General features: G+C 70.4%; 14 protein-coding genes. 8 read left to right on the top strand and 6 right to left on the bottom strand.

The features are described 5' to 3' along the window. Window positions 1–227 precede the first annotated feature (227 nt). Window positions 228–2,015: an ABC transporter ATP-binding protein gene (locus SGFS_RS38710; RefSeq protein WP_286256872.1), complete on the top strand. Its 1,788-nt coding sequence runs from the start codon at window positions 228–230 to the stop codon at window positions 2,013–2,015. Window positions 2,016–2,519: 504 nt separating this feature from the next. On the opposite strand, the gene SGFS_RS38715 is transcribed toward SGFS_RS38710, so the two are convergent. Together SGFS_RS38715 and SGFS_RS38720 are read right to left on the bottom strand one after the other, a co-directional pair. Then, on the bottom strand, window positions 2,520–3,629 hold the full coding sequence (locus SGFS_RS38715; RefSeq protein WP_286256873.1) for a sensor histidine kinase: 1,110 nt from the start codon (window positions 3,627–3,629) through the stop codon (window positions 2,520–2,522). Next, the gene (locus SGFS_RS38720; protein ID WP_286260282.1) at window positions 3,626–4,285 is read right to left on the bottom strand and encodes a response regulator; all 660 of its coding nucleotides are present in this window, start codon (window positions 4,283–4,285) and stop codon (window positions 3,626–3,628) included. Before SGFS_RS38720 ends, SGFS_RS38715 begins: the two co-directional genes overlap by 4 nt. Window positions 4,286–4,488: 203 nt before the next feature. On the opposite strand from SGFS_RS38720, the gene SGFS_RS38725 reads away from it, so the two are divergent. Further along, the gene (locus SGFS_RS38725; RefSeq protein ID WP_286256874.1) at window positions 4,489–5,718 is read left to right on the top strand and encodes a DUF418 domain-containing protein; all 1,230 of its coding nucleotides are present in this window, start codon (window positions 4,489–4,491) and stop codon (window positions 5,716–5,718) included. Between the two features lie 507 nt (window positions 5,719–6,225). On the opposite strand, the gene SGFS_RS38730 is transcribed toward SGFS_RS38725, so the two are convergent. Next, the gene (locus SGFS_RS38730; RefSeq protein WP_286256875.1) at window positions 6,226–7,218 is read right to left on the bottom strand and encodes an Lrp/AsnC family transcriptional regulator; all 993 of its coding nucleotides are present in this window, start codon (window positions 7,216–7,218) and stop codon (window positions 6,226–6,228) included. Between the two features lie 123 nt (window positions 7,219–7,341). Between SGFS_RS38730 and SGFS_RS38735 the strand changes: the two genes are divergently transcribed. The 5 genes from SGFS_RS38735 to SGFS_RS38755 all read left to right on the top strand — a co-directional run bounded on the left by SGFS_RS38735 (window position 7,342) and on the right by SGFS_RS38755 (window position 15,326). Continuing rightward, entirely contained in the window at window positions 7,342–7,566 is a 225-nt protein-coding gene (locus SGFS_RS38735) for a hypothetical protein (RefSeq protein ID WP_286256876.1), read from the top strand. A 128-nt stretch (window positions 7,567–7,694) separates the two neighbouring features. After that, window positions 7,695–9,014: an aminomethyltransferase family protein gene (locus tag SGFS_RS38740; RefSeq protein ID WP_286256877.1), complete on the top strand. Its 1,320-nt coding sequence runs from the start codon at window positions 7,695–7,697 to the stop codon at window positions 9,012–9,014. Between the two features lie 162 nt (window positions 9,015–9,176). After that, entirely contained in the window at window positions 9,177–10,820 is a 1,644-nt protein-coding gene (locus tag SGFS_RS38745; RefSeq protein WP_286256878.1) for an MFS transporter, read from the top strand. 606 nt (window positions 10,821–11,426) lie between these two features. After that, a complete protein-coding gene (locus SGFS_RS38750; protein WP_286256879.1) occupies window positions 11,427–13,844 on the top strand; it encodes a tetratricopeptide repeat protein in 2,418 nt (805 codons plus the stop codon). 534 nt (window positions 13,845–14,378) lie between these two features. Continuing rightward, complete coding sequence (locus SGFS_RS38755) at window positions 14,379–15,326, top strand: quinone oxidoreductase family protein (RefSeq protein WP_286256880.1); 948 nt, start codon at window positions 14,379–14,381, stop codon at window positions 15,324–15,326. Between the two features lie 263 nt (window positions 15,327–15,589). Here SGFS_RS38755 and SGFS_RS38760 read toward each other — a convergent pair whose 3' ends face one another. Beyond that, window positions 15,590–16,339: a TetR/AcrR family transcriptional regulator gene (locus SGFS_RS38760; RefSeq protein ID WP_286256881.1), complete on the bottom strand. Its 750-nt coding sequence runs from the start codon at window positions 16,337–16,339 to the stop codon at window positions 15,590–15,592. A gap of 266 nt (window positions 16,340–16,605) precedes the next feature. Further along, window positions 16,606–17,583 (bottom strand): amidohydrolase family protein, encoded by a 978-nt coding sequence (locus tag SGFS_RS38765; RefSeq protein WP_286256882.1) that lies wholly within the window; start codon window positions 17,581–17,583, stop codon window positions 16,606–16,608. A 77-nt stretch (window positions 17,584–17,660) separates the two neighbouring features. On the opposite strand from SGFS_RS38765, the gene SGFS_RS38770 reads away from it, so the two are divergent. Beyond that, window positions 17,661–18,290, top strand: coding sequence for a TetR/AcrR family transcriptional regulator (locus SGFS_RS38770; protein ID WP_286256883.1), 630 nt, complete (start codon window positions 17,661–17,663; stop codon window positions 18,288–18,290). Window positions 18,291–18,558: 268 nt separating this feature from the next. Here the strand turns inward: SGFS_RS38770 and SGFS_RS38775 are convergent, their stop codons facing one another. Further along, window positions 18,559–20,655: an RICIN domain-containing protein gene (locus SGFS_RS38775; protein ID WP_434028121.1), complete on the bottom strand. Its 2,097-nt coding sequence runs from the start codon at window positions 20,653–20,655 to the stop codon at window positions 18,559–18,561. Between the last annotated feature and the right edge of the window lie 752 nt (window positions 20,656–21,407).

Genomic DNA, 21,407 nt, shown 5'->3' on the forward strand with positions numbered 1-21,407 from the left:
CTTCGGCAACGGCCCCGCCGATCGGCGGGTACCGCCCTGCCGACCGGCGGAGTCTCGTCCTGACAGGTCCGGCACGACCGGACGGGCGGTTCTTTCCAGTTCTTTCCAGCCACTCGGCGGGGGTGTCCCCGACGGTTGCCGGATGGGCGCGGGGCGGCCGGGCTTCCAGGCTTGGAGGCATGACACACCGGGCCGCCGAAGAGCAGACCGCAGAAGAAAGGAATCTCGTGAACACCGCATCCGCCTTGACGACGGATGAAACGTCCCTGCCTGCCCGAGAGACGGTCAAGGCACTGTGCGCCTATGTCCGGCCGCACCGGTGGGCCGTCGCTCTTGGCTTGCTCTGCGCCCTGGTCGGGGCCGCCGGGGGACTGCTGCAGCCGCTGGCCACCAAGGTACTGGTGGACCGGCTCGCCTCCGGTGAGACCATCTCGGGGATTCTGCTGGCGCTCACCGCCCTGGTGCTGCTGGGCACGGCGATCGAGGCGTTCGGCGCGTATGTGCTGGAGCGGACGGCGGAGTCGGTGGTCCTGGCCGCGCGGCGCACCCTTGTGGGGCGGTTGCTCCGGCTGCGGATCGCGGAGTGGGAGCGGATCCCGCCGGGTGATCTGATGTCCCGGGTCACCTCGGACACCACGCTGCTGCGGGCGGTCAGCACCCAGGCGGTCGTCTCCGCGGCCACCGGCGCGGTGGCCTTCGTGGCGGCGATCGTGATGATGGCGTTCCTGGACGTCGTGCTGCTGGGTGTGACGCTCGGCGTGGTCGTGCTGGTCGGCGGGGCCGCCGCGCTGGTGATGCCGAGAATCGCCCGTGCCACCGAGCGGTCGCAGGAGGCGGTCGGGGAGATCTCCGTCGCGCTGGAGCGGGTCTTCGGGGCGTTTCGCACGGTGAAGGCGTCCGGTGCCGAGGAGCGGGAGACCGCCCGGGTGGAGGCGGCGGCGCGGCGGGCGTGGCGGCACGGCGTGAAGAGCGCGAAGTGGGAGGCCGTGGCAGGCTCGGCGGACGAACTCGCCGTCCAACTGGCCTTCCTCGCGGTGCTCGGGGTCGGCGGGGCACGGATGGCGGCCGGGGAGATCCCCGTATCCACCCTCATCGCCTTCCTGCTGTACCTCTTCTATCTGATCGAGCCGGTGTCCCAGCTGGTCGACGCCGTGTCCCGCTACCAGGAGGGGGCGGCCGCGATCTCCAGGATCACGCACGTGGAACGCCTGTCGACGGAGCCGCCCGCCCGGCAGAAGGGCGTCCTGCCCAGGCAGCGTGCGGCGGTGTCGGGCCCGGCATCGGTCCGCTTCGAGGACGTGTCCTTCCGCTACCGTCCGGGCCTGCCGTACATCCATCAGCAGGTGAGTTTCGAGGCGCGGGGCACCGGGATGACGGCCTTCGTCGGTCCCTCCGGTGCGGGCAAGTCGACGGTGTTCGCACTGATCGAGCGGTTCTACGAGGCCACCGGCGGCCGCATCCTGGTCGACGGCAAGGACGTACAGGACTGGTCCCTGCCCGAGCTACGGTCCGCCATCGGGTACGTGGAGCAGGACGCTCCGGTGCTGGCCGGCACGCTGAGGGAGAACCTGGTCTTCGCGGCGCCCGGCGCGACGGACGACGACATCCGAGACGTCCTGGCACGGACGAAGCTCGACACCCTCGTCGACCGCCTTCCCCACGGCCTGGACACCCCGGTCGGACACCGCGGTTCGAAGCTGTCGGGCGGCGAGCGGCAGCGCATCGCGATCGCCCGCGCCCTGTTGCGGCGGCCCCGGCTGCTGCTGTTGGACGAGGCGACCTCGCAGCTCGACGCCGTCAACGAGCTGGCGCTGCGGGACGTCATCTCGGACCTGGCCCGTGAGACCACCGTGCTGGTGGTGGCCCACCGCCTTTCGACGGTGACAGGCGCCGACCGGATCGTCGTCATGGAGGCCGGACGGGTCCGGTCAGTGGGCACCCATGAGGAACTGGTGGGCCAGGACCGGCTGTACGCGCGGCTGGCGGCCACCCAGCTCCTGGCCCCCGCGCGATGACCCACCACACGCAGGGTCGTCCGGTCGTCCAGTGCCCCACACCGTCCTGCTGCTCTGCTGGGGCCTGCTCGCATGCCGGGCCGCGGGCCGCACATGGGGACGAGCCTTCAGGATCGGCTCCACCGACGCGCTCCCGGGAGTGCCCGTCGCCTTGGCCAGCACACTCGCTGAAGTAACGCGGCGATGGTCACGGATACCGACCGAGGAGGGCGGGACCCATGTCGTCGGGCGCGTATCGGCCACGGCCACGGCCTCCGTCAGACACTGACGCAGGCCGGGGCTGTCGGCGAGCCCGCGGGCGAGCGGAACTGCCGTTCGCGGCAAGAAGTTTGGACGTCACCGACGGGGTACATCCAGCCCACCACCACGGCATGTGGTCATGGCCGCCGAGGACCCGTCGTCAAGCTCTAGTCCTCAAGCCCCCGTCGTCAAGCTCCCGTCCTCAAGCTCCCGTCGTCTCGTGAGCCGGCACCACCCGACGGGATGGCATGAGGCCCTGGTCGGTCAGTCCGCACTGAGCGGAACCCGCAGCCGCACCCGGTAGCCGCCCTCCGCGGTCGGGCCCGAATCCAGGGTGCCACGCAGGATGTCGGCGCGTTCCCGCAGCCCGACCAAGCCCTGCTGGGAACCGGGCAGAGGCAGGGAGGGACGCGTGGGCGCGGTGTTGGTGACGGTCACTCCGACGTCGTCGCCGTCCTGCCACAGTTCGACGCGGGCCGTGGCGCCGGGGGCGTGCTTGCGTACGTTGGTCAGCGACTCCTGGACAGTGCGGTAGACGGCCCGTTGGGCGGGCGTGCCCACGGAGGGCGGAAGCTCACCCGACAACTCCACGTGCGTGCCGCTTGATTCCACCAGTTTGTGCAGGTCGGCCAGGGTGGGCTGAGGAGTCAGCTCCGTGGCGTGGCCGCCGGAGGCGCGCAGCAGCGTGACCATGGTGCGCAGTTCGTCGAGCGTGGTGACGCTCAGCGAACGGATCGTGCCGGCGGCTTCCTTGGCGTCCATGTCCTGGGTGGCGACCTGTAGGGCTCCGGCCCGCACGGCGATCAGACTGACCTGGTGGGAGACCACGTCGTGCATCTCGCGGGCCAGCTGGGCGCGTTCGCGGGCGAGGACGGCCTGGGCGTGCAGGGCCCGCTCGTGCTCCCTGGCCTCCTCGATCTCGACCAGCCGCCGCGCCAAGTCCCGTTGCGCCTGGACAAGCTGGCCGAAGAGGACCGGGGCCGCGGCGGTCGCCAGGCCGTACACGAAGAAGACCACTGTCATGGTCCGGTCGACCTCGGCCAGGGGCCACGGAGTGCTGCTCGCGATGGCGGACAGGGCGACGCACCCCGCGAGGAGACGGCGGTCGCGGGAGCGTTCGGCCAGAGTGAACAGCGACACGAGCACAGCGACGGCGACATCCTGCATCAGCGCGATGGGCAGGGTGAGCAGGAACACACCGAGCGGGAACCTGCGCCGGAAAGCCAACGCGGCGCAGCCGAGCGCGGCCAGCGCGACACCGAGTCGCGTGTGCTCCCACATGATCAGCCATGCGTCCACGGCCGCCACCGCCACCAGGACGATGTCGACGACCGGTGCGGGAACCCGCTGCCACACGGCGCGGGCACGGCTCATCGGCCGGCCTCCGACCGCGGGCGCTCGTCGAGCAGTCCGGCCCGCTGCGCCAGCAGCGCGGCCTGCACCCGGCTGGTCACCCGCAGCTTGGTGAGGATCGCGCTGACGTGGTCCTTCACCGTGCCGGCACCCAGGTGGACGCGCGCCCCGATGTCGGCGTTCGACAGCCCTTCGGCCACCAGGACGAGGACGTCGCGCTCGCGGGCGGTGAGCAGCCGGACGCGGGCTGCCTCCTCGTCGACGGCGGTTCGGGTGCCGGGGTGGCTGTGCAGCAGGGTCCGCGACGCCTTGGGGGACAGCACCACACCGCCCGCGGCCAGGGTGCGCACCAGGTGCGCGAGCTGCTCCGGCTCGGTGTCCTTGAGCAGGAAACCGGCCGCGCCGCAGTGCAACGCGGTCAGGATGTACTCGTCGGCGTCGAACGTCGTCAGCATCGCCACCACCGGAGCATCAGGCGTCGTCCGCAGCTCGCGCAGCACGGTGAGCCCGTCGACGTCCGGCATCCGGATGTCCAGCAGCACCACGTCGGGCCGCTCCCGGCGGACGGTCTCCACGGCGTCGCCCCCGCTCGCGGTCGCGACGACCTCGATGTCCTGCGAGGCACCCAGAATGAGTTGGAAGCCCGAGCGGACCAGTGCCTCGTCGTCCACCACCACTACCCGGATCACGCGCGCTCCGCCTCACCTTCGTCCATGCCCGTCCCATCAATGCCGACCCGACCCTAAAGCCCGCAAGAGCCCCGGCGGCCCGGCGGGCGGCAGCTCCAGCCACCCGGCGGGGTATCACCCTCCAGTCGGCAGGGGCACCACAGCCTTCTGCCGGATACTCCATGATCGGCCCGGTCTCCAGCCTGACTGGCATGACCCAGCACGCGGACTCCCCGCCGGCCGACGCATCGTCCCCTGCACGCGAGCGAGGTGAGCCCTCGACCGGAGCGCCCTCGACCGGAGCGCCCGGCGTGGGCCGGCTGGTCGGACTGGACCTGGCCCGGGGCCTGGCCGTCTTCGGTATGTACGCGGTCCATGTGGGCCCGGCCCCGAGCCAAGGCGGTGTCATCGGCTTCCTGATGGAGCTGGCGCAAGGCCGCTCCTCCGCCCTGTTCGCCGTCCTGGCCGGCTTCGCGGTCGCCCTCATCACCGGGCGCCGCACGCCGAAGACCGGGCTGGCCGGCCGTCAGGCCGTGGCCAAGGTCGTCATCCGGGCCGTGATCCTGCTGGCCCTCGGCACCGCCCTGACCATGACCGGCACCCCGGTCGTGCCGATCCTCGCCTTCTACGGACTCTTCTTCCTGCTCGTGCTGCCGCTGTACCGGCTGGGCGCGGGGCCGCTGGCGCTGATCGCCGCGGGTTGGGCCCTGGTGGGCCCGCAGTTGCTCTACCTGCTGAAGCCGGTGGTCGGCGACCGCGCATTCCCCACCTTCGGCCAGGCCGACGGCATCGTCTCGCTGCTCTTCACCGGCGGCTACCCGGCCCTGACCTGGGTCCCGTTCGTCCTCGCCGGCATGGCTGTCGCCCGCCTCGACCTGGCCGCCACCGCCGTACGCATACGCCTCGCCCTCACCGGCGTCGCCCTCGCCGTGACCGGCTACGGCGGTTCCTGGCTGGCGCTGCATCTCCTGCCCGGTGCCGCCGAAGCCGTCCGGGAAGCCGCAGGGGGGCCGGGCATGTCGTCCATGTCGTCCATGTCGTCCGCACCGCCCGGCAGCGCTGGCATCTTCGGCGACACCCCCGCCGGGATGCTGGTCGCCTCCCCGCACAGCGAGGCGACCCTGTCCATCGTGGGCAACACCGGTGTGGCGATCCTGGTGCTGACCGCGTGCCTGGCCGCCATGGACGCCTTCCCCCGGCTGCGGCGTCTGGCCAAGCCCGTCATCGCGGTCGGCTCGATGTCGCTGACCGCGTACGTCTACCACATCGTCGCCATCTGGCTCCTGGACACCGAGGCCCAGAGCATCCCGCCCCTGTACATCCTGCTCGGCTTCATCGCGTCCGTCACAGTCCTCGCCACCATCTGGTCCCGCTTCTTCCAGCGAGGGCCGCTCGAATGGCTGATGGGCAGGGCGACCGGGATCGCTCGGCGCATCCGATGAGAGGAATCCGAAGCGGCGCGGGCCGCGAGACCGCGACCCAGTCCCACCCGTCGCCCGATTACGCAGATCGCTCCGGCCAACCCGCGGCGAGGTCGGGGCGGTGTGTGACGGTCAGTCACCGGGCGCTGGGCAACGGCTGGAATCGCCGGTCTGCTGCCGCGGCCGGAGCCGAGCGCCGGGGAAACGGCCTTTCCCGCAAACGGCCCGAGCGGATCGCGGCATCTGCTCACCTCGCCGAGAGCCGCCGACCGCTCCGACCGCTCCGACCGCTCGGCGCAAGCAACTCGCGGGTCGGCCGCTGAACAAGCTTGACTCTTGCGGGCCTGCTGTCACCGCCTCCCGGGGCCACGCCCGAGATCCACCACCGCCCGAACGATGTCAAACGAACTCTCGCCCTGGGCCACCCTTCGGCAGTAGCGACCACCCCATGATCTTCTTCAGGCCGCGCAGAGGCAGTCCGGAGCGCGCGGCCGTCCCGTTCGTCGCCGGACCGGAGCGCGGCTGTCATCAGGGTGCCGGATGGACGAGGCGGCCGTGGAAGATGAGCGAGGCGGCCTGTTTCAGGCGGCGGACGCGGATGCTGACCTCGTAGGCGTCGATGCCGTCGACGGTGGCGACGCGGGTGGTGAGATAGCGGTAGAAGTCCTCGGCGTCGCGGCAGATGACGGTGACCATCAGGTTGTGCCGTCCGCTGACGGCGCCGCAGAAGGCGACCTCGGCGTGCCGGGCGAGTTCCTCGCCGGCCTGTTCGATGCGGGCGGGGGCGACGCGCAGCCAGAGGGTGGCGTTGAGGGCATGGCCGAGGCGTTCGGGCAGCAGATCGACGTCGTGGACGAGCGTGCCCGAGGTCTCCAGGGCCTCCAGACGGCGGGCGACGCGCGCGTTGGACCAGCCGGTGAGCTCGGCGAGGCGGGTGTGGGTGGTACGGCCGTCCTCGGCGAGGGCGGCCAACAGCGGGGCGTCCTCGTCCGTAGGGGTCTGGAGGGGGCCGGTGGGGACGGGGGGCCCGTCGCCGGTGAGCTGTCGTACCTGGTCGGGGGTGAGGCCGGCGCCGTAGCCGGTCCATTCGCTGGTCCCGGTCTCGCCGAAGGTGTGCAGGACCAGGTCGATGCCGACGTCGAGGACAGAGGCCGAGCGGGGCAGTTGGCGCAGCAGGACGTCGTCGCGTTCGGCCTCCACGGGGGAGCGGATCACGCAGATGATCTCCGAGCCGCCGGAGGCCAGGTTGGCGTAGGCGATGTCCGGACGCTTGGCCAGGGAGTCCGCCAGTGGACCGACCCGGTCGGGGCGGGAACGGATGCGGGCCACCCACTGGGCCTGCCCGTGCACCGCCGGGGCGACCAGACCGACCACCCGCATCACGCCGCTGCGGCGCAGCGCGTGGTAACGCCGGGCGGCCGTCTGTTCAGACACCCCGGTCACCTCGCCGATGCGCCGGAACGGGGCACGGGGCGCACACTGCAGCGCGTGGAGGATTTTTCTGTCCACAGCGTCAATCATGCTGGGAGTCTTACACGTACTCCTCGTCGCGTAGAGGTTTTTGTTCACTTCGGGCTGCTGGGTTCATGGTCGAAGGCTACGAGGCGGATGCTGGTCAGGTCCTGAAGAAAGGACGTGACTCCCATGAGCACGCGGCTGGCACCGGCAGCGGCCTGCATCGGCACGTTCGTCGTGCTGATGCACCTCACCACGGCGGGCGTGGTCCCGGCCCACCGGGCGGCGCTCCCGCGCACCGGTCCCTCCCACACCCATCGGGTGGTCGGCGTGAGGCCCCCGGCCCCCGCGGCGGTGCTGCTCCGGGCAGTCTGCGGGCCGACTGCCCGGTGGGGCGTCGCTGCCGCTCCCTGACCGGCCCGGAGCGTCTTCCTCGCATCCCCCGAGGGCGCTCCGGGCCTCGGGCCCCGCTGCGCGGACGAGTCGGCCCGCACCATCGCTCACGAGCCGAGACCAACATCCCCAGAGAGGCATCCGCCCCCGTGGACTTCACTGTCGACGCCTTCCGCTCGACACCCCCGTTCGACATCCTCGCCAAGCTCTTCGGACAGCCGGAGCACACCGACTGGCTCGACGAGAGCATGTCGTGGAAGCGGACCTGTTACATCGGTGACTGGTCGTTCCTGCCGCAGACCCGCTTCCGCGGCCCCGGCGTGCCCGAGCTGTTCTCGGGGATCTCGGTGAACTCCTTCCGGAAATTCCCGGTGGGCGCCTCCAAGCACGTCGTGCAGACCGACGCGCACGGCCATGTCATCACCGAGGGCATCCTGACCCGGCTGGACGAGGAGGACCACGTGTTCCACGGGCCGGGCGGCGACTGGGCCCGGTACAACCTGGAGCACGGCGACTTCAAGGCAACCGCCGAGGACGAGGACTGGTTCGTGTACCAGGTCTCCGGCCCCGCGTCGATCCCGCTGCTGCTGGAACTGACCAGCGACGATCGGCTGCTGGACACCCCGTACATGTACGCGGTGCCCATCACCCTCGCCGGGCACCGCGTCCGGGCGCTGCGACAGGGCATGGCCGGCGAGGTCGGATTCGAGCTGCAGGGCCCGCGAGAGATCGGCACCGCCGTGTACGACACGGTTGTCGAGGCCGGACAGAAGTACGGCATCCGCCGCCTGGGCAACCGGGCCGCGCCCCTGAACCATCTGGAGAACGCCGTCCCCACCCGGAACCTGGACTATCTGCCCGCCCTGTACGAGCCCGAGCAGGCCGACTTCCTCGCCCACCTGCTCAGCTCGCCGTGGCACATCCCGAGGGCGTACCTCGCCGGCAGCTTCCAGGGCGAGTCGCTGCGCGACTACTACCGCGACCCGGTGGAGCTCGGCTGGACCCGGCAGATCAGCTTCGACCACGCCTTCCTCGGGGACACGGCGCTGCGCGAGAAACTGGCCCGGCCCGCCCGGGTCCTGCGCACCCTGGTCTGGAACAGCGAGGACGTGCTCGACGTGCACCGCTCGCTCTACGGCGACGGCCCGCACCACACCTTCATGGACATGCCCCGTGACCTGCGCGGCCACCTGTGGGTGGACCGGGTCGAGCGCGACGGCGTCCTCGTCGGCACGGCCACCCAGCGCGGCTACAGCCACCACTTCCGCCAGATGCTGTCCCTGTCCGTGCTGAACACCGCCGACGCCGAGATCGGCGCACAGGTCGAGGTCGTCTGGGGCGACCCGGGGGACCCGGTCAAGCGGATCCGGGCCACCGTCGCGCAGGCCCCGTACAAGCCTGTGCGCTCCCGTGTCGACCTGCGCCTCCATCTGGCCCACTACCGGGCCGAGTTCGGATCGGTCGCGTAAGCCGCGGAGACCCCCACCCACCGACGCCTGCGGGACGCCACCGGCAACATCCCGCAGGTCAGGGCTGCCCACCCCAGGTACGGCAGCCCAGTGCACCAACCCCTGCCCCACCCGACCGACCGCGGCACCACCACGCCGCACGGGAGAAAGCGGAGAATTTCCGTGAACGCCACCACAACGGCGATCAGGCCGACCGACCGGCGGGCGGCCACCGTCGTCGCGGCCTGCCTCGGCGTGTTCGTCGCCTACCTGCCGATCACCACGGTCGCCGTCAGCCTGCCCGCCATCCAGCGGGCACTGCACACCTCGACCGCCCAACTGTCCTGGGTCCAGGACGCATTCGTCCTGCCCATGGCCGCCTTCATCCTCACCGCCGGCGTCTTCGGCGACGTCCACGGCCGCAAGAAGGTCTTCCAGGCGGGCCTGTTCTGCTGCGCGGCGGGCGCGGCGGTCGCCCTGTGCGCGCACAACATCCAGACCCTGTGGGCCGGGCAGGCCCTCGCCGGCCTGGGCTCGGCCGCGCTGCTGCCCACCACGCTGGCCCTGATCAGCCACGCGGTGCCCGACTTCCGGGAGCGCGGCAAGTTCATCGGCATGTGGGCCATGGCCATGCTCGCGGCCCTGGCCGTGGGCCCGGTCATCGCCGGTGTCATCCTCGACCACTTCGCCTGGCGCTGGATCTACCTGCTGTCCGTCCCCCTCCCGCTGCTCGCGATGGCCGTCGCCGCCCCGCTGCTGACCGACTCGCGTGCCCCGCACGGACGCAAGCTCGACTGGCCCGGCCAGATCACCGCGGCCGTGGGCATCACGGCGCTCGTCTACGGCGTGATCGAGGGCGGCGCCGACTCCTTCACCACTCCCAAGGTGGTCGTCGCCCTCGCGCTGGGCGTCGTCGCGCTGGGCGCCTTCGTGCTGGTGGAGCGGCGCAGCGCCGGCCCCATGCTGGACCTGGCGGTGTTCCGCAGCGCGGCCTTCACCGCCACCGCCCTGGTCGCCCTGATCACCTTCCTCGGGCTGATCGGCTTCTTCTTCGTGCTCAGCCTGTACTTCGGCATGGTCCAACAGCTCGACACCCTGGAAGCCGGCGCGCGGCTGCTGCTCGTCCCCGTCGCCGCGATCGTGGCGGGAGCCCCGGCCGGACGGCTCATGCACCGCGTGCCGGCCCGCTGGATGATCACCGTCGGCCTGCTCCTGATCGCCGGGCCACTGCTGGCCATGACGAACCTCGACGCCGACACCTCCTACGGCTCGATCGCCTGGCGGCTGATCGTGCTGGGCGTCGGCCTCGGACTCGTCACCACGCCGATGACGGCCACGGCCGTCGCCGCCGTCCCGCACCAGCTGGCGGGCATGGCCTCGGCCGCCAACAACGCCTTCCGCCAGGTCGGCGGCGCGCTCGGCCCGGCCGTCCTCGGAGCCCTGCTGTCCACCCGAGCCGTGCACACCCTGCCCGGCCACCTCGCCGACGCCGGTGTGACCGGCAGCCAGGCCCACACCATCGTGTCCACCGCCAAGGAGGGCGGCCTGGGCGCGGTCGCCGGGATGAACCTCGGCTCCACAGCCGGTCAGGTCTACGGCGCCTTGGGCGAGTCCCTCCTCGACGGCATGCGGCTGTGCCTCGTGGTGGCCGCCACGCTGGCGGTGCTCGCCGCAGCATGCGCCGTCGTCCTGCTGCGCCCCCCGAAGCAGCAGGTCACGGACGGCGCGGCGAAGACCGGGAGCACGGCGCGGCATGGTCGCCCGGACGCCACCGGCGAGAACGCTCAGGCCGGCACGGCCCAACCCCTGGGACACCAGCGCGCCTGACCGGTCGACGAGAGGGGAGGGGCATCGTCCGCGCCGGTCAGGTAACGAGCCGCGGACGATGCCCCTCCCCGGCCGGTGGTCGGGCAATCCGCCGACGGAGGGGTGTAGACGCGGCGTACCCCGCCTGACCGGCAAAACGTCGTGAACGGACGCTGATCGCCGCCGTGCTGCGAACTTCCGGCGGGGAGCCCCGAGAGAGTCCTTGGCGGCCGTTGGAAGAGCGGCCGGGTGCCGTTTGGCGGCGTTCTGGGCATGAGTGACGTCGGGGCGGCGGTAGCGCGTTCGGGGACGGCGCGGCTGCTGCAGCGGAGGACCAGGGGGCGGTCGATGACGGTCGAGGAGCTCGTGGCGGCAGTGGTCGCCTTGGCGATCGTGTCTGCGAAGAGGCTGGGTGCCGGTCTGGCGGATCGCGCGATGGAGGGTGTGGAGCAGTCGGTGGCCGACCGGCTGGGGCGGCTGTACCGGTGGATCGCCGGACGGCTGCCCGGTGAGGAGGGCGCGGCCGTGGTTGAGGAGGCGGGCCGTTCTCCTGCCGCACAGGCTCTGCTGCGACGGCGGCTGGTACTGGCTCTGGGTGAGGATCCTTCAGGAGTCGAGGAGCTGCGGGTGCTGCTGTCGCCGCACGCGCCGGTCCTCGCCCATGGCGATTTCCTTCTCCTGGAACCGTCCGGCATCCCGCGTCAGCTGCCCCTGGCGGTGGCGGATTTCACCGGTCGAGACCAGGAGCTGGCGCGGCTGGTGGAGGCTGCCGAGCGTCCGGGCGTGGGCAGGGTGTGCCTGGTGCACGGTCCGGGCGGGATCGGCAAGACGGCGATCGTGGTGCAGGCTGCTCATCGGCTGATGTCGTCTTTCCCCGACGGTCAGCTTTTCGTCGACCTGAACGGGGCGGAGGAACGTCCTGCTGCCGTGGGCGAGGTTCTGGGCGACTTCCTGGTGGCTCTGGGAGTAGCGCGCGGAAGGATCCCCGACGATGAGGCTGGACGGACACGGCAGTTCCGGACGGAGTTGGCCGACCGGCGTGTCCTGATCGTTCTGGACAACGCGGCCGGTGAACAACAGGTGGGTGCCCTGATACCGGGTGGGTCTTCGTGCGCTGTACTGATCACCAGTCGCCAGGGCCTTGCCACGCTGGCCGTGGATGAGCGCGTCGCATTGTCGGGGTTGGACGAGGGCACCGCCTGGGATCTGTTGAGACGGATCGGCGGCGGGGACCGGGTGGACGAGGACCCCGAATCAGGTCGCGACGTGGTCCGCCTGTGCGGCGGGCTCCCGCTGGCCCTGCGCATCGCGGGAGCGCGGCTGGCCACGTTTCCCGCGCGTACCGTGGGCTCGTTTGCCCGCGATCTCGCCGACGACCACCGGCGGCTGGATGTGCTGAGCCTGGGCGAGCGCAGCGTGCGCGCGGTCTTCCGCGCTGGTTATCAGGCGCTCACGCCGTTGCAGCAGCGTGCGTTCAGGCTGGTGTCAGCCCTGGACACTCCCGACCTGCCGGCCTGGGCGCTGTCGCCTTTGCTGGACGTGGACGCCGATGCGGCCGACGCGTGCCTGGAGGGACTGTTGCTGGCGCATCTCGTCCAGGCTCGCCGCGGCGAGGCAGGCGGCCAGCGCATCGTGCTGCACGATCTCGCGCGCGGGTTCTCCAAGGAACGAGCGGCCGAGCAGCCGGGGGACGAGTCCGACAGTGCCGTGCGGCGTCTGCTGGGTGCTCTCCTCAGCGCGGCCGACGCGGCCGACGCGCAGCTACGGCCGGCCGGTGCCCGGCACAGCGGCCGTGACGGGGCGGTCCGCCGCCCGCCGCCGGACGACGCTGTGGCGGGTGATGTGGGGGAGGCCGTCGAGTGGTTCGAAGCCGAGCGTGTCGTGCTGGTGGCAGCTGTCGCCCATGCTCACGCTCGCGGGTGGTGGGACCTGTGCTGGGAGATCACCGACGCGATGAGTATCGCTCTTGAGCATCAGTGGCGCTGGGACATCAGCAGCCAGGTCCATGAGCTCGCTCTGGACGCGGCCGACCGTCTGGGGGACGGTCGGGCCCGTGCCGCGCTGCTGCGCAACCTCGGCGAAGCCTTGCGCGACAGTGGCAGTGACGTGGTCAGGGCCGCAGAGTGCTTCAGCGAAGCGATCGCTCTCTTCCACGGCTCGGGCGACGCACACGGCGAAAGCGATGCCCTGGGCAACCTGGGGATCCTGCAGCGCCAGCAGGGCGAACTGCGGGAAGCCGCGCGAACGCTCACCGCGGCCGAGACGCTCTTCAGGGCCCTTCCGCTTGAGCGCGGGCTGGCCTGGGCCCTGCGGGAAAAGGCGGTGATCAGCCGACACCACGCTGACTACACCCAAGCCCTCGCTCAACTCGACGAAGCGCAGGCCCTGTTCGCCGCCAACGAGGAAACCCGCGGTATCGGCTGGATTCTGCGCACCCGCGCCGACACCGAGAAGGAGAGCACGGTCGGCGGCTGCCCGCTCCCTCGCCGCTGGTACGCAGGCCCCTGGCCCGGGCACCACGCCACGAGCCGTCCCGCACAGGATCCGCGATGGGCCGCGGCCCGCACCCACTACGAGCACGCCGCTCAGCTCCTGCACGCCGTCCGGGACCACCGCGGACTCACGTGGGCCACCCTGGGGCTGGCCGACATGGCGCTCCACGAGGGCGACCACACCGCCGCCGAACTGATCAGCCGCGCGCTTCAGGAGACCGACGCCTACGGCGACCATCGAGGCCGCAGCAGGGCACTGACCGTGCAAGCCCTGCTGCACGCCGAGGCGAACCGTCTCAGCGACGCCATCACGCTGGCAGAACAAGCCCTCGTCGGCCCCCGCGACCACGCCGGCGCCGCTCAGGCCGGCTTCCGCCTTGCCCGCCTCTACGGCGCCGCCGGCCGGAACCACGACGTCCTCCACACCCTCCAGCAGTCCCGAACCCATCACCACGCCGCCGGCATGCCCTTCCCCGACCTTGCCGACACCGAGCTCTCCAGGACACTCACCCGCCCCGCGCCCCGCGCCCGTCGCTTCCGCCGCCATCAGTGATTCCTGCGGCTGGGCAGACCGCATGAAATCAGTGCGCTCCTTCAGCTCGGCCACTTCAGCTCGGCCACTTCAGCTCGGCCACTGATCGAGGTGACCGACGTAGGCATCTGCCACGGACAAGGCTCCTGTGCCGTTGAGGGAGGTGTTTGACGTCCCAACTCACTGACACAGGAGCCTTGTTGGTTTCCTGTCCTGCCGCACTCGACGTCCCGCTCGAACGGGGAGTGCTCGGCCCGCAGGGCGGACACCGGCCGCGCGGCGTGGGCGTTGCGGATGGTCCGCGGGTCGGCCTCGCTCGGTGGGCGTGCCGAGCTTGAGCCGGGTGCTTCTCCCCGGGGTTCCGGTGGTGGGTGTCCGCTGTCCCGACGCGGGCGTGCTGGAGATCGGCCAGAGTTATGGTTACGCTGTATCCGTAAAAGCCCGCCGCCCCGTCGCTGGCCCGGTTGCCGGTTGCCGGTTGCCGGTTTTCGGCATCCGTTTCACAGTCCGGAGCCGCGCGGGACCGCAGTGTGATTTGAGCCAAGGAGAGCAGTGATGAAGGCAGCAGTGGTGACGACGGCGGGTGCAGTCCCCGAGTACCTCGACTTCCCCGACCCGGAGGTCGGTGAGGGCGAGCAGCTCGTCGATCTGGTCGCGTCCGCGATCCACCCCATCGTGCGGGCCAAGGCCTCCGGCAGGCACTACAGCAGCACCGGGGACTTCCCGCTGGTGCCGGGCGTGGACGCGGTGGCCCGCACCGCCGACGGCACGCTGGTGTACACCGGCGACATCGAGGAGCCCTGGGGCACGTTCGCCGAGCGGATGGCGGTCACCCTGGCCCTGCCGCTTCCGGACGGCGCCGACCCCGTCGCGGTGGCGGCGGGCATGAACCCGGGCATGTCGTCCTGGATGCCGCTGACCACCCACGCGGACGAGCACGGCGCACCGGACACCGTGATGATCCTCGGCGTGACCGGAGCGGCCGGCGGTCTGGCCGTACAGAACGCCCTCGCGCTCGGCGTGCGACGCGTGATCGGCGTGGGCCGCGGCATGGACGACCTCAAGCGCGTGGCAGGGCTCGGTGCCGAGATCGTCGAGATCGTCGGCGACAAGGGCGTGGACGCGGCGGTCATCGGTGCGGCCCTCGACGGCAAGGCGCCCGACCTCGTTCTGGACTTCCTGTGGGGCGGCGTCGCCGAGGCCGCCTTCGAGGCGCTGGCGGAGATTCCCGGCGCGCACGCCACCAGCTACGTGGAGATCGGCTCCGCGGCCGGCGAACAGGCCGCCGTGCCCGCCTCACTGCTGCGCAGCCGCCCCTTCCGTCTCAGCGGCAGCGGCATCGGTTCCTTCGACATGCGCCGCTACGTCGTTCAGGTCGCCGCCTACGTACAGCTCATCGCCGACGGCAAGGTGAAGGTGGACGCCCACGCCTACCCGCTCTCCCGGGCCGGTGAGGCGTGGACGGCTCCTGCCGGCCCCCGCCCCGTCCTGATCGCCGACTGACGGCGTTCCTGCCGCTGCTCGGCACCCCGGCCTCCGCGGTCATGAGGAGCGCCAGCTCGCACACGCCTGCCGCGGCGCATCCCGGCCCCCGCCCCTGGCGCACGTAGTGGGCGACGCCCCTCGGGCAACGCCGGGCCCTGCTCTCTACGGCGCCTTCGCGAGGCCGTACCCGCAGCAGGGCAGGAGCGAGACCATCGGGCGCGCGCGGAAACGCCGTTCAACCTGCCGGGTCCTGGCGAGGTGTGCCGCGTGATCTGCCAGGATCAGTGCCCGACGGCATCGCCGCACATCTGGGACTCTCTGAGCCTGGCCTGCTCCAGACCGTCGAGGAGCAGCTCCAGGCCGAACCGGAACTCCTCTTGGAGCGGTACGGAGGTGAGATCGTCGGCTGCGGCCGTCGTGGCCGGGTAGGCGGCCGGGTCCAGGGAACGGTAGTAGCCCCGCAGCTGCACCTGGTCTTCGGGACGGGGTGTGCCGGGACCGTACTGCTGGATGGCGAAGCCCGTCACATAGTGTCCGAGCGCGGTGTAGGCGCGGGCAGCCAGGCGGACCGAGAACCCGTGGCTGAGGAACAGCGTGAGGAGCCGCTCCCTGGCGCGCAGACCGTTGGGGCCGACAGGAACCTGAGCCGCCAGCAGGGGCACAGCACGGGGGTGTCGGCACAGGGTGTCGTGGAAAGCCTCCGCGGCGACCGTCGCGGCCTCCCGCCAGGACTTGCCCGCCGACTCCTCGGGCGCGACGCGGACCTCGCCCAGGATTCTGTCGGCGACCAGAGCGAGAAGTTCGTCCTTGCCGTTGAAGTGCCGATAGAGCGTCGCCGTGCCCGAGCTCAGGGCGTCGGCGAGCATCCGCAGTGTCAGCTCCTGAGCTCCGACCTCATCGATGAGTTTCAAGGCCGTCTCGATGATCCGGTCGACGTCCATCGGGGGGCGCCCGCGCCGATAGGTGGGAGCCGGCGGCCGGCTCGCCCACCAGTCAGGACTGCCAGGGACGGGTGTTGTCGCCGAAGCCATGAAACGGTCACCTTTCAGCGGCCGATGTGTCGATGTGTGGGCCAGAAATCCTTTTTCGGTGTCATTGTATCCGTTATGGAGGGTGGATCGCCGCACCCTGCCGGCTCGTACCGCAAGGGCCCGGAGGGTCTGCGGTCGGGCACGGGGAAGTGCTGGACGCCGTGGGCGCACTGGGTGACGCGGTGGGTGTCCCACCAGGTGCGGAACTTGCGAACCTTCGCGAGGGGCTCACCGGCGAGCTCGTTGAACCGCGCATCCTCGGCCTCTCAGGCTGCTGCTGCGAGGGCGTCGCGGTGGCGTTGCGCGGCTGCGGGGAAGAGGTCGAAGGCGCGGCGGCCGAGTGCGTCGACTTCTTGCGGTGTGAGGACGTGGGAGTTCCGGAGCGCGTCGACGTTGCGTTTCATGTTGTTCTCGTTCGAGCAGGGGACTCCGGCGTCGGCGCCGTAGACGAGGTGGTCACGGGGCACCATCGTGACTGCTGCGGCGAGGTTGGCGTCCGTGCCGGCCGCGGCGGTGTCGAGATGGAGCTTCGCCAGGTCGGTGCGGATGTCGTCGGCGGTCAGGCCCAGCGGGTTGAACACGTACTCCTCCGCCCCGAGCAGCCCGAGGCGGCCGGAGAGCGCGGGCAGGGCGCCGCCGCAGTGGGCGAGGACGACCGTGAGACGGGGGTACCGGCGGAAGAATCCTGCGTAGAGCAGGTCCACGACGGTCCGGGTGGTCTCGAACGGCAATTCGACCAGGACGGCGGTCTGACGGAACGCGGGCGGTACGGCGCTCGGGTGGATGAACAGCACGGCCGAGCGCCGGTCGAGTTCCTCCCACACCGGCGCCAGACGCGGGTCCCCGAGCGGGACACCCGACCGGCGGGTGGTCAGCAGATAGCCGTCAGGGTGTGTTTCCGTGTCGCCGCGCGCGATCTCGGCCAAGGCCGCGTCCGGGTCGTCGGTGGGCAGGCCGGCGAGCAGGCCGAAGCGGCCGGGGTGGTCGGCGACGAGCTGGGCGCCGTAGTCGTTCCAGGCGCGCAGTTGCGGCAGTGGGGGATCGACGGGTACCGGGCTGAGCATCTGCGTGGCGATGCCCAGGCGATCCATGGTGGCGAGCATCGTCTCGGGTTGCCAGTGGTAGGGCTCGGGCGCCAGGAGGTGCGCGTTCCTCAGCTGACGCCACTGGGCCTCACGCTCCTCCGCCGTGGTCGGTGGGGTGAAATGCGCGTGGATGTCCACCCAGCCGTTGAGCTTGTCCATGATGAGTTCTCCCTCGAATCAAGTTGCACTCAAGTGCAACAAGCTTGATGGTTGCACCTGAGTGCAATAATGTCCACATGAGGCAGACGGAGGGCGAGAAGCAGGACGGGAGGACGCGCAATGCCCAGGCCAACCGGGAGCGCGTCTATGCGGCAGCGATCAAGGTGTTCACTTCGCGCGGCTACGACGCCGCCACGATGGACGAGATCGCGGCAGAAGCCGGGGTGGCACGGCGGACCGCGTTCAATCACTTCCCCGCCAAGTCGGACATCGCCACTGAGTGGGCAGTGCGAGGCGGGGAGTCGGTCTTCGCCCTGGTTCGCGACGTCGACCACATCACCTCTGCCGCGGACCGGGTGCGGGCGTATTTCCACGAGCTGGCCCTGATGGCGGAGCGGGACTGGGACGAGACCCGGCAGATGACGACCGGACTGCTGCGCGGACACGGCGTACCGCCCCACCGCTCGCAGCTTTCCGTGGAACTGCGCGACTGGCTGCGTGAATGTCTACGGGAACGGCCGGGCAACGGACCGGCGCCCGCTGCCGATCCCGCCCTGACCGTAGACGTGCTCTACGACGTCTTCCAGGGCGCACTCATGCGAAGGCTCTCCCAGGACGCTGCGCCGCACGGGGCGTTCACGGCAGAAGTGGACGCCGCGATCGCGCTCGTGCTGGCCGGGTTCGCGAGTGATGCCGGACACGCATAGCACCGTCCTGCACGATCTGACGGCCCGGTCGGACACGCACAGCAGATCCTCACTGTCCGCCCCATGCCCCACCGCTGATCACACGCCGAAAATCTCCGGGATATCCGAGAATCTCCGACTCATCCCGCAGACTCCCTGGGTGGTTGTTGGTCTACCCCCCAGGGGTGTAGCTGGGATGGAGAGCATGTGATGTCGCGCAAGTGGGTCGGCGGACGGACCGGAGAATCCAGTCCGTCCGCCGACCGGGACGAATGGCGGCGTCAATCCGTCAGTTGAGCGTCCACTTCTGGTTGGCCCCGCTGTTGCACGTCCACAGGTCGATCTTGGTCCCGTTGGCGGTGCCGTTGCTGACGGCGTCGAGGCAGAGGCCGGACTGGTTGTTGGTGATGGTGCCGTTGGAGTTGACGGTCCACTTCTGGTTGGTGCCGCCGGTGCAGTCCCAGATGATGACCTTCGTGCCGTTGGTGGTGCCGTTGTTGTCGGCGTCGAGGCACTTGTTGCCGTAGACCACGAGCTCGCCGCGTGACGTGGAGGTGAAGGTCTGGTTGTGTCCGCCGTTGCAGTCCCAGAGGGCGAGCTGGGTGCCGTTGGTGATCGAGTTCTTGGCGATGTCGAGGCAGCGGTTGGAGCCGACCCCGTTGATCGCGTTGCCGTTGGTGCCCGCGATGTCCTGAAGGAGGACGGCGTCGAGGTTGGGCGACCAGCCGCCGCTGTTGGAGAACTTCATGGTGTTGGTGCCCTTGGCCAGACCGACCAGTACGGAGACGGTGCCGGGGGTGGTCCAGGAGCCCGTCGGCGGGAACGAGACCACCGTGGACTGCTGGCCGTTGACCTGGAGCGTCGCCGTACGGGCGGTGGCGTCGCCGTTGACGTAGGCGATGGTGGCGAGCTTCACGCCGGAGGCCGAGGCGTTGACGCCGTTGAACGTCAGGGTGTTGGCGGAGCCGTTGCCGATCCAGCCGACCAGCGAGCCGCCCGAGCAGTTCGCGCAGGTGGCGTTGGCGGCGGTGCCGGCCAGGGTGTTGGAGGAGGACTCCGCCTCGTAGGTCGTGCCGGAGGCCTCCGTGCCGGAGACGGTGAGCAGCACCGCTTCGCCGGCCGGGACGCCGGCGGTGAAGCTCGTCGCGGCGCTGCCCGCGTTCGTCGCGGTCCATACGTCGCGCACGGAGGCGGAGGCCGCGGTCAGGCCCAGGTCGGTCCAGCGGGCCGTGATGGGGGCGGCGGAGGAGGTGCGGTTGAGCAGCAGCACGGCACGCTTGCCGCTGCCCGACAGGACCTTGCTGTAGACCTGCAGCCCCTTGGTGTCCTCGGCGACCTTGACGCCCTGGAGGCCGCGGGCGTCCTGGTCGATGGCGATGACCTCGGAGTTCTTGAGGATCGACGCGGTGGTGGAGCTCATGGTGGCGAGGTTGTTGCCGGCCAGCAGCGGGGCGCCGGAGATCGCCCACAGGCTCATGTGCGTGCGGTTCTGGGCGGCGGTGAAGCCGTTCATGCCGACCATCAGCATGTCGGGGTCGTTGTAGTACCCGGTGTGCTGGGACGACGGGTGCAGCGTCTTGTCGAAGTTGGCCAGCATGTTGGCCGTGGACGGGCTGTTGCCCCAGAAGATGATGTCGGTGCTGGTGCGCCACATCGGGGCCGTTCCCGCGCCCCAGTTCCAGGGGTTGCCGGTGCCCCACTCGCAGAACGACAGGACCAGCTTGCGGCCGGTGATCGCGGCCGCGGTGTCGTTGGCGGCGCTGATCGCCTTGTACGTGGTCTCCTGGTCGAGGCCCTCGGCGTTGCCGCCGCACCAGTCGATCTTGACGAAGTCGAAGCCCCACTCCTGGAAGGTCTGCATGTCCTGCTGGTAGTGGCCCTCACTGCCGGTGTTGGGCGCCGCGGGCCTGGTGGTGGGGAAGTAATAGCCGCAACCCTGCTTGCCCGCGTCGGTGTAGATGCCCGCCTTCAGGCCCTTGCTGTGGATGTAGTCGGCCATGGCCTTCATACCGCCGGGGAACAGGCTCTCGTCGGTGACGATCTTGCCGTTGCCGTCACGGGCGCCCTGCCACCAGCCGTCGTCGATGTTGACGTACTTGTAGCCGGCGGCGGCCATGCCGGACGAGACGAGTGCGTCGGCCTGGGCCTTGATGGTGTTGTAATCGATGCTGCTGGCGAAGCTGTTCCACGAGGCCCAGCCCATCGGTGCCGACGGAACCGCGACCTGGTTGGTGGTCACCGCGACGGGCTCGGTCCGGCCGAGGTCCGCCGACGGAGTCCGCCCACCGCCCATGGTCACCAGTCCGGCGAGAGCCAGGCTGAGGAGCAGCGCCTGGACGCCGATACGTCTTGTCCAGTGGGTCACGGCGGTTCTCCCTGAAGTCATGGAATCAACCTTTCCTGATGCGAACAAAAGACAGCAGATGTGAACGTATGGGCAGAAACTGGTTCAGATGTGCGCCAAGAGGTTGAACAAATGAGAATGCGAAGTTCGCCCGATGGCGGATGCCGCCGTCCTCGGGTCAGGTCAGGGCCGCATGTGCCCCGCGCCCGCACGGAGCCGACTCCTTGTGTTCGGCGGTTCGGCCATCAGGCTGGACGGAACAGGTGCCGGGCGGTGAGGTCTGGGGCGCCGCCTATGGCCGAGGAATGTTACCGTTCACTTTTTTGGGCTCCATAGGGCTCGGCGACAGATGATGTGACAGGGAAGCTGCAGCAGGGGCCTGCGCCTGGAGTAACTGCGAGACGGAGTCCGGTAAGTGGACCCCTGCGCGCCCCCGGCATCGGGCGTTGACACGTCTGCGACGCAGAGAGAGTGTGAACGGTAACATTTGCCGCCCGCAATACTCCGCGTGGAACTTTCTCTTGGCGTCCCGTCAGGCGAGGGCGGTCGGGAAGCTTCCAGGGCGCGCCGGCGGTGGCCTGGAGGCGGTGGACAACGGGGGTCTCAGCGGTGTGCCGCACGCCGTGGAGCATGGGATCGAAGGAGGCCGAGGGCTGGTCGAGCGGCTCGGCTCTGAGTGGTCGAAGAAGACCGTCACCGCTGCGGGTACGGTATGGCCGTCGATCCCGACTCTGAACGGTGACTTCGTGGCCCGGTGAAGGTGCTCGACCCCTTCGACCAGGTCTGGTTCGGCC

This window comes from Streptomyces graminofaciens (assembly GCF_030294945.1).
In the GTDB taxonomy this organism is placed as follows: domain Bacteria; phylum Actinomycetota; class Actinomycetes; order Streptomycetales; family Streptomycetaceae; genus Streptomyces; species Streptomyces graminofaciens.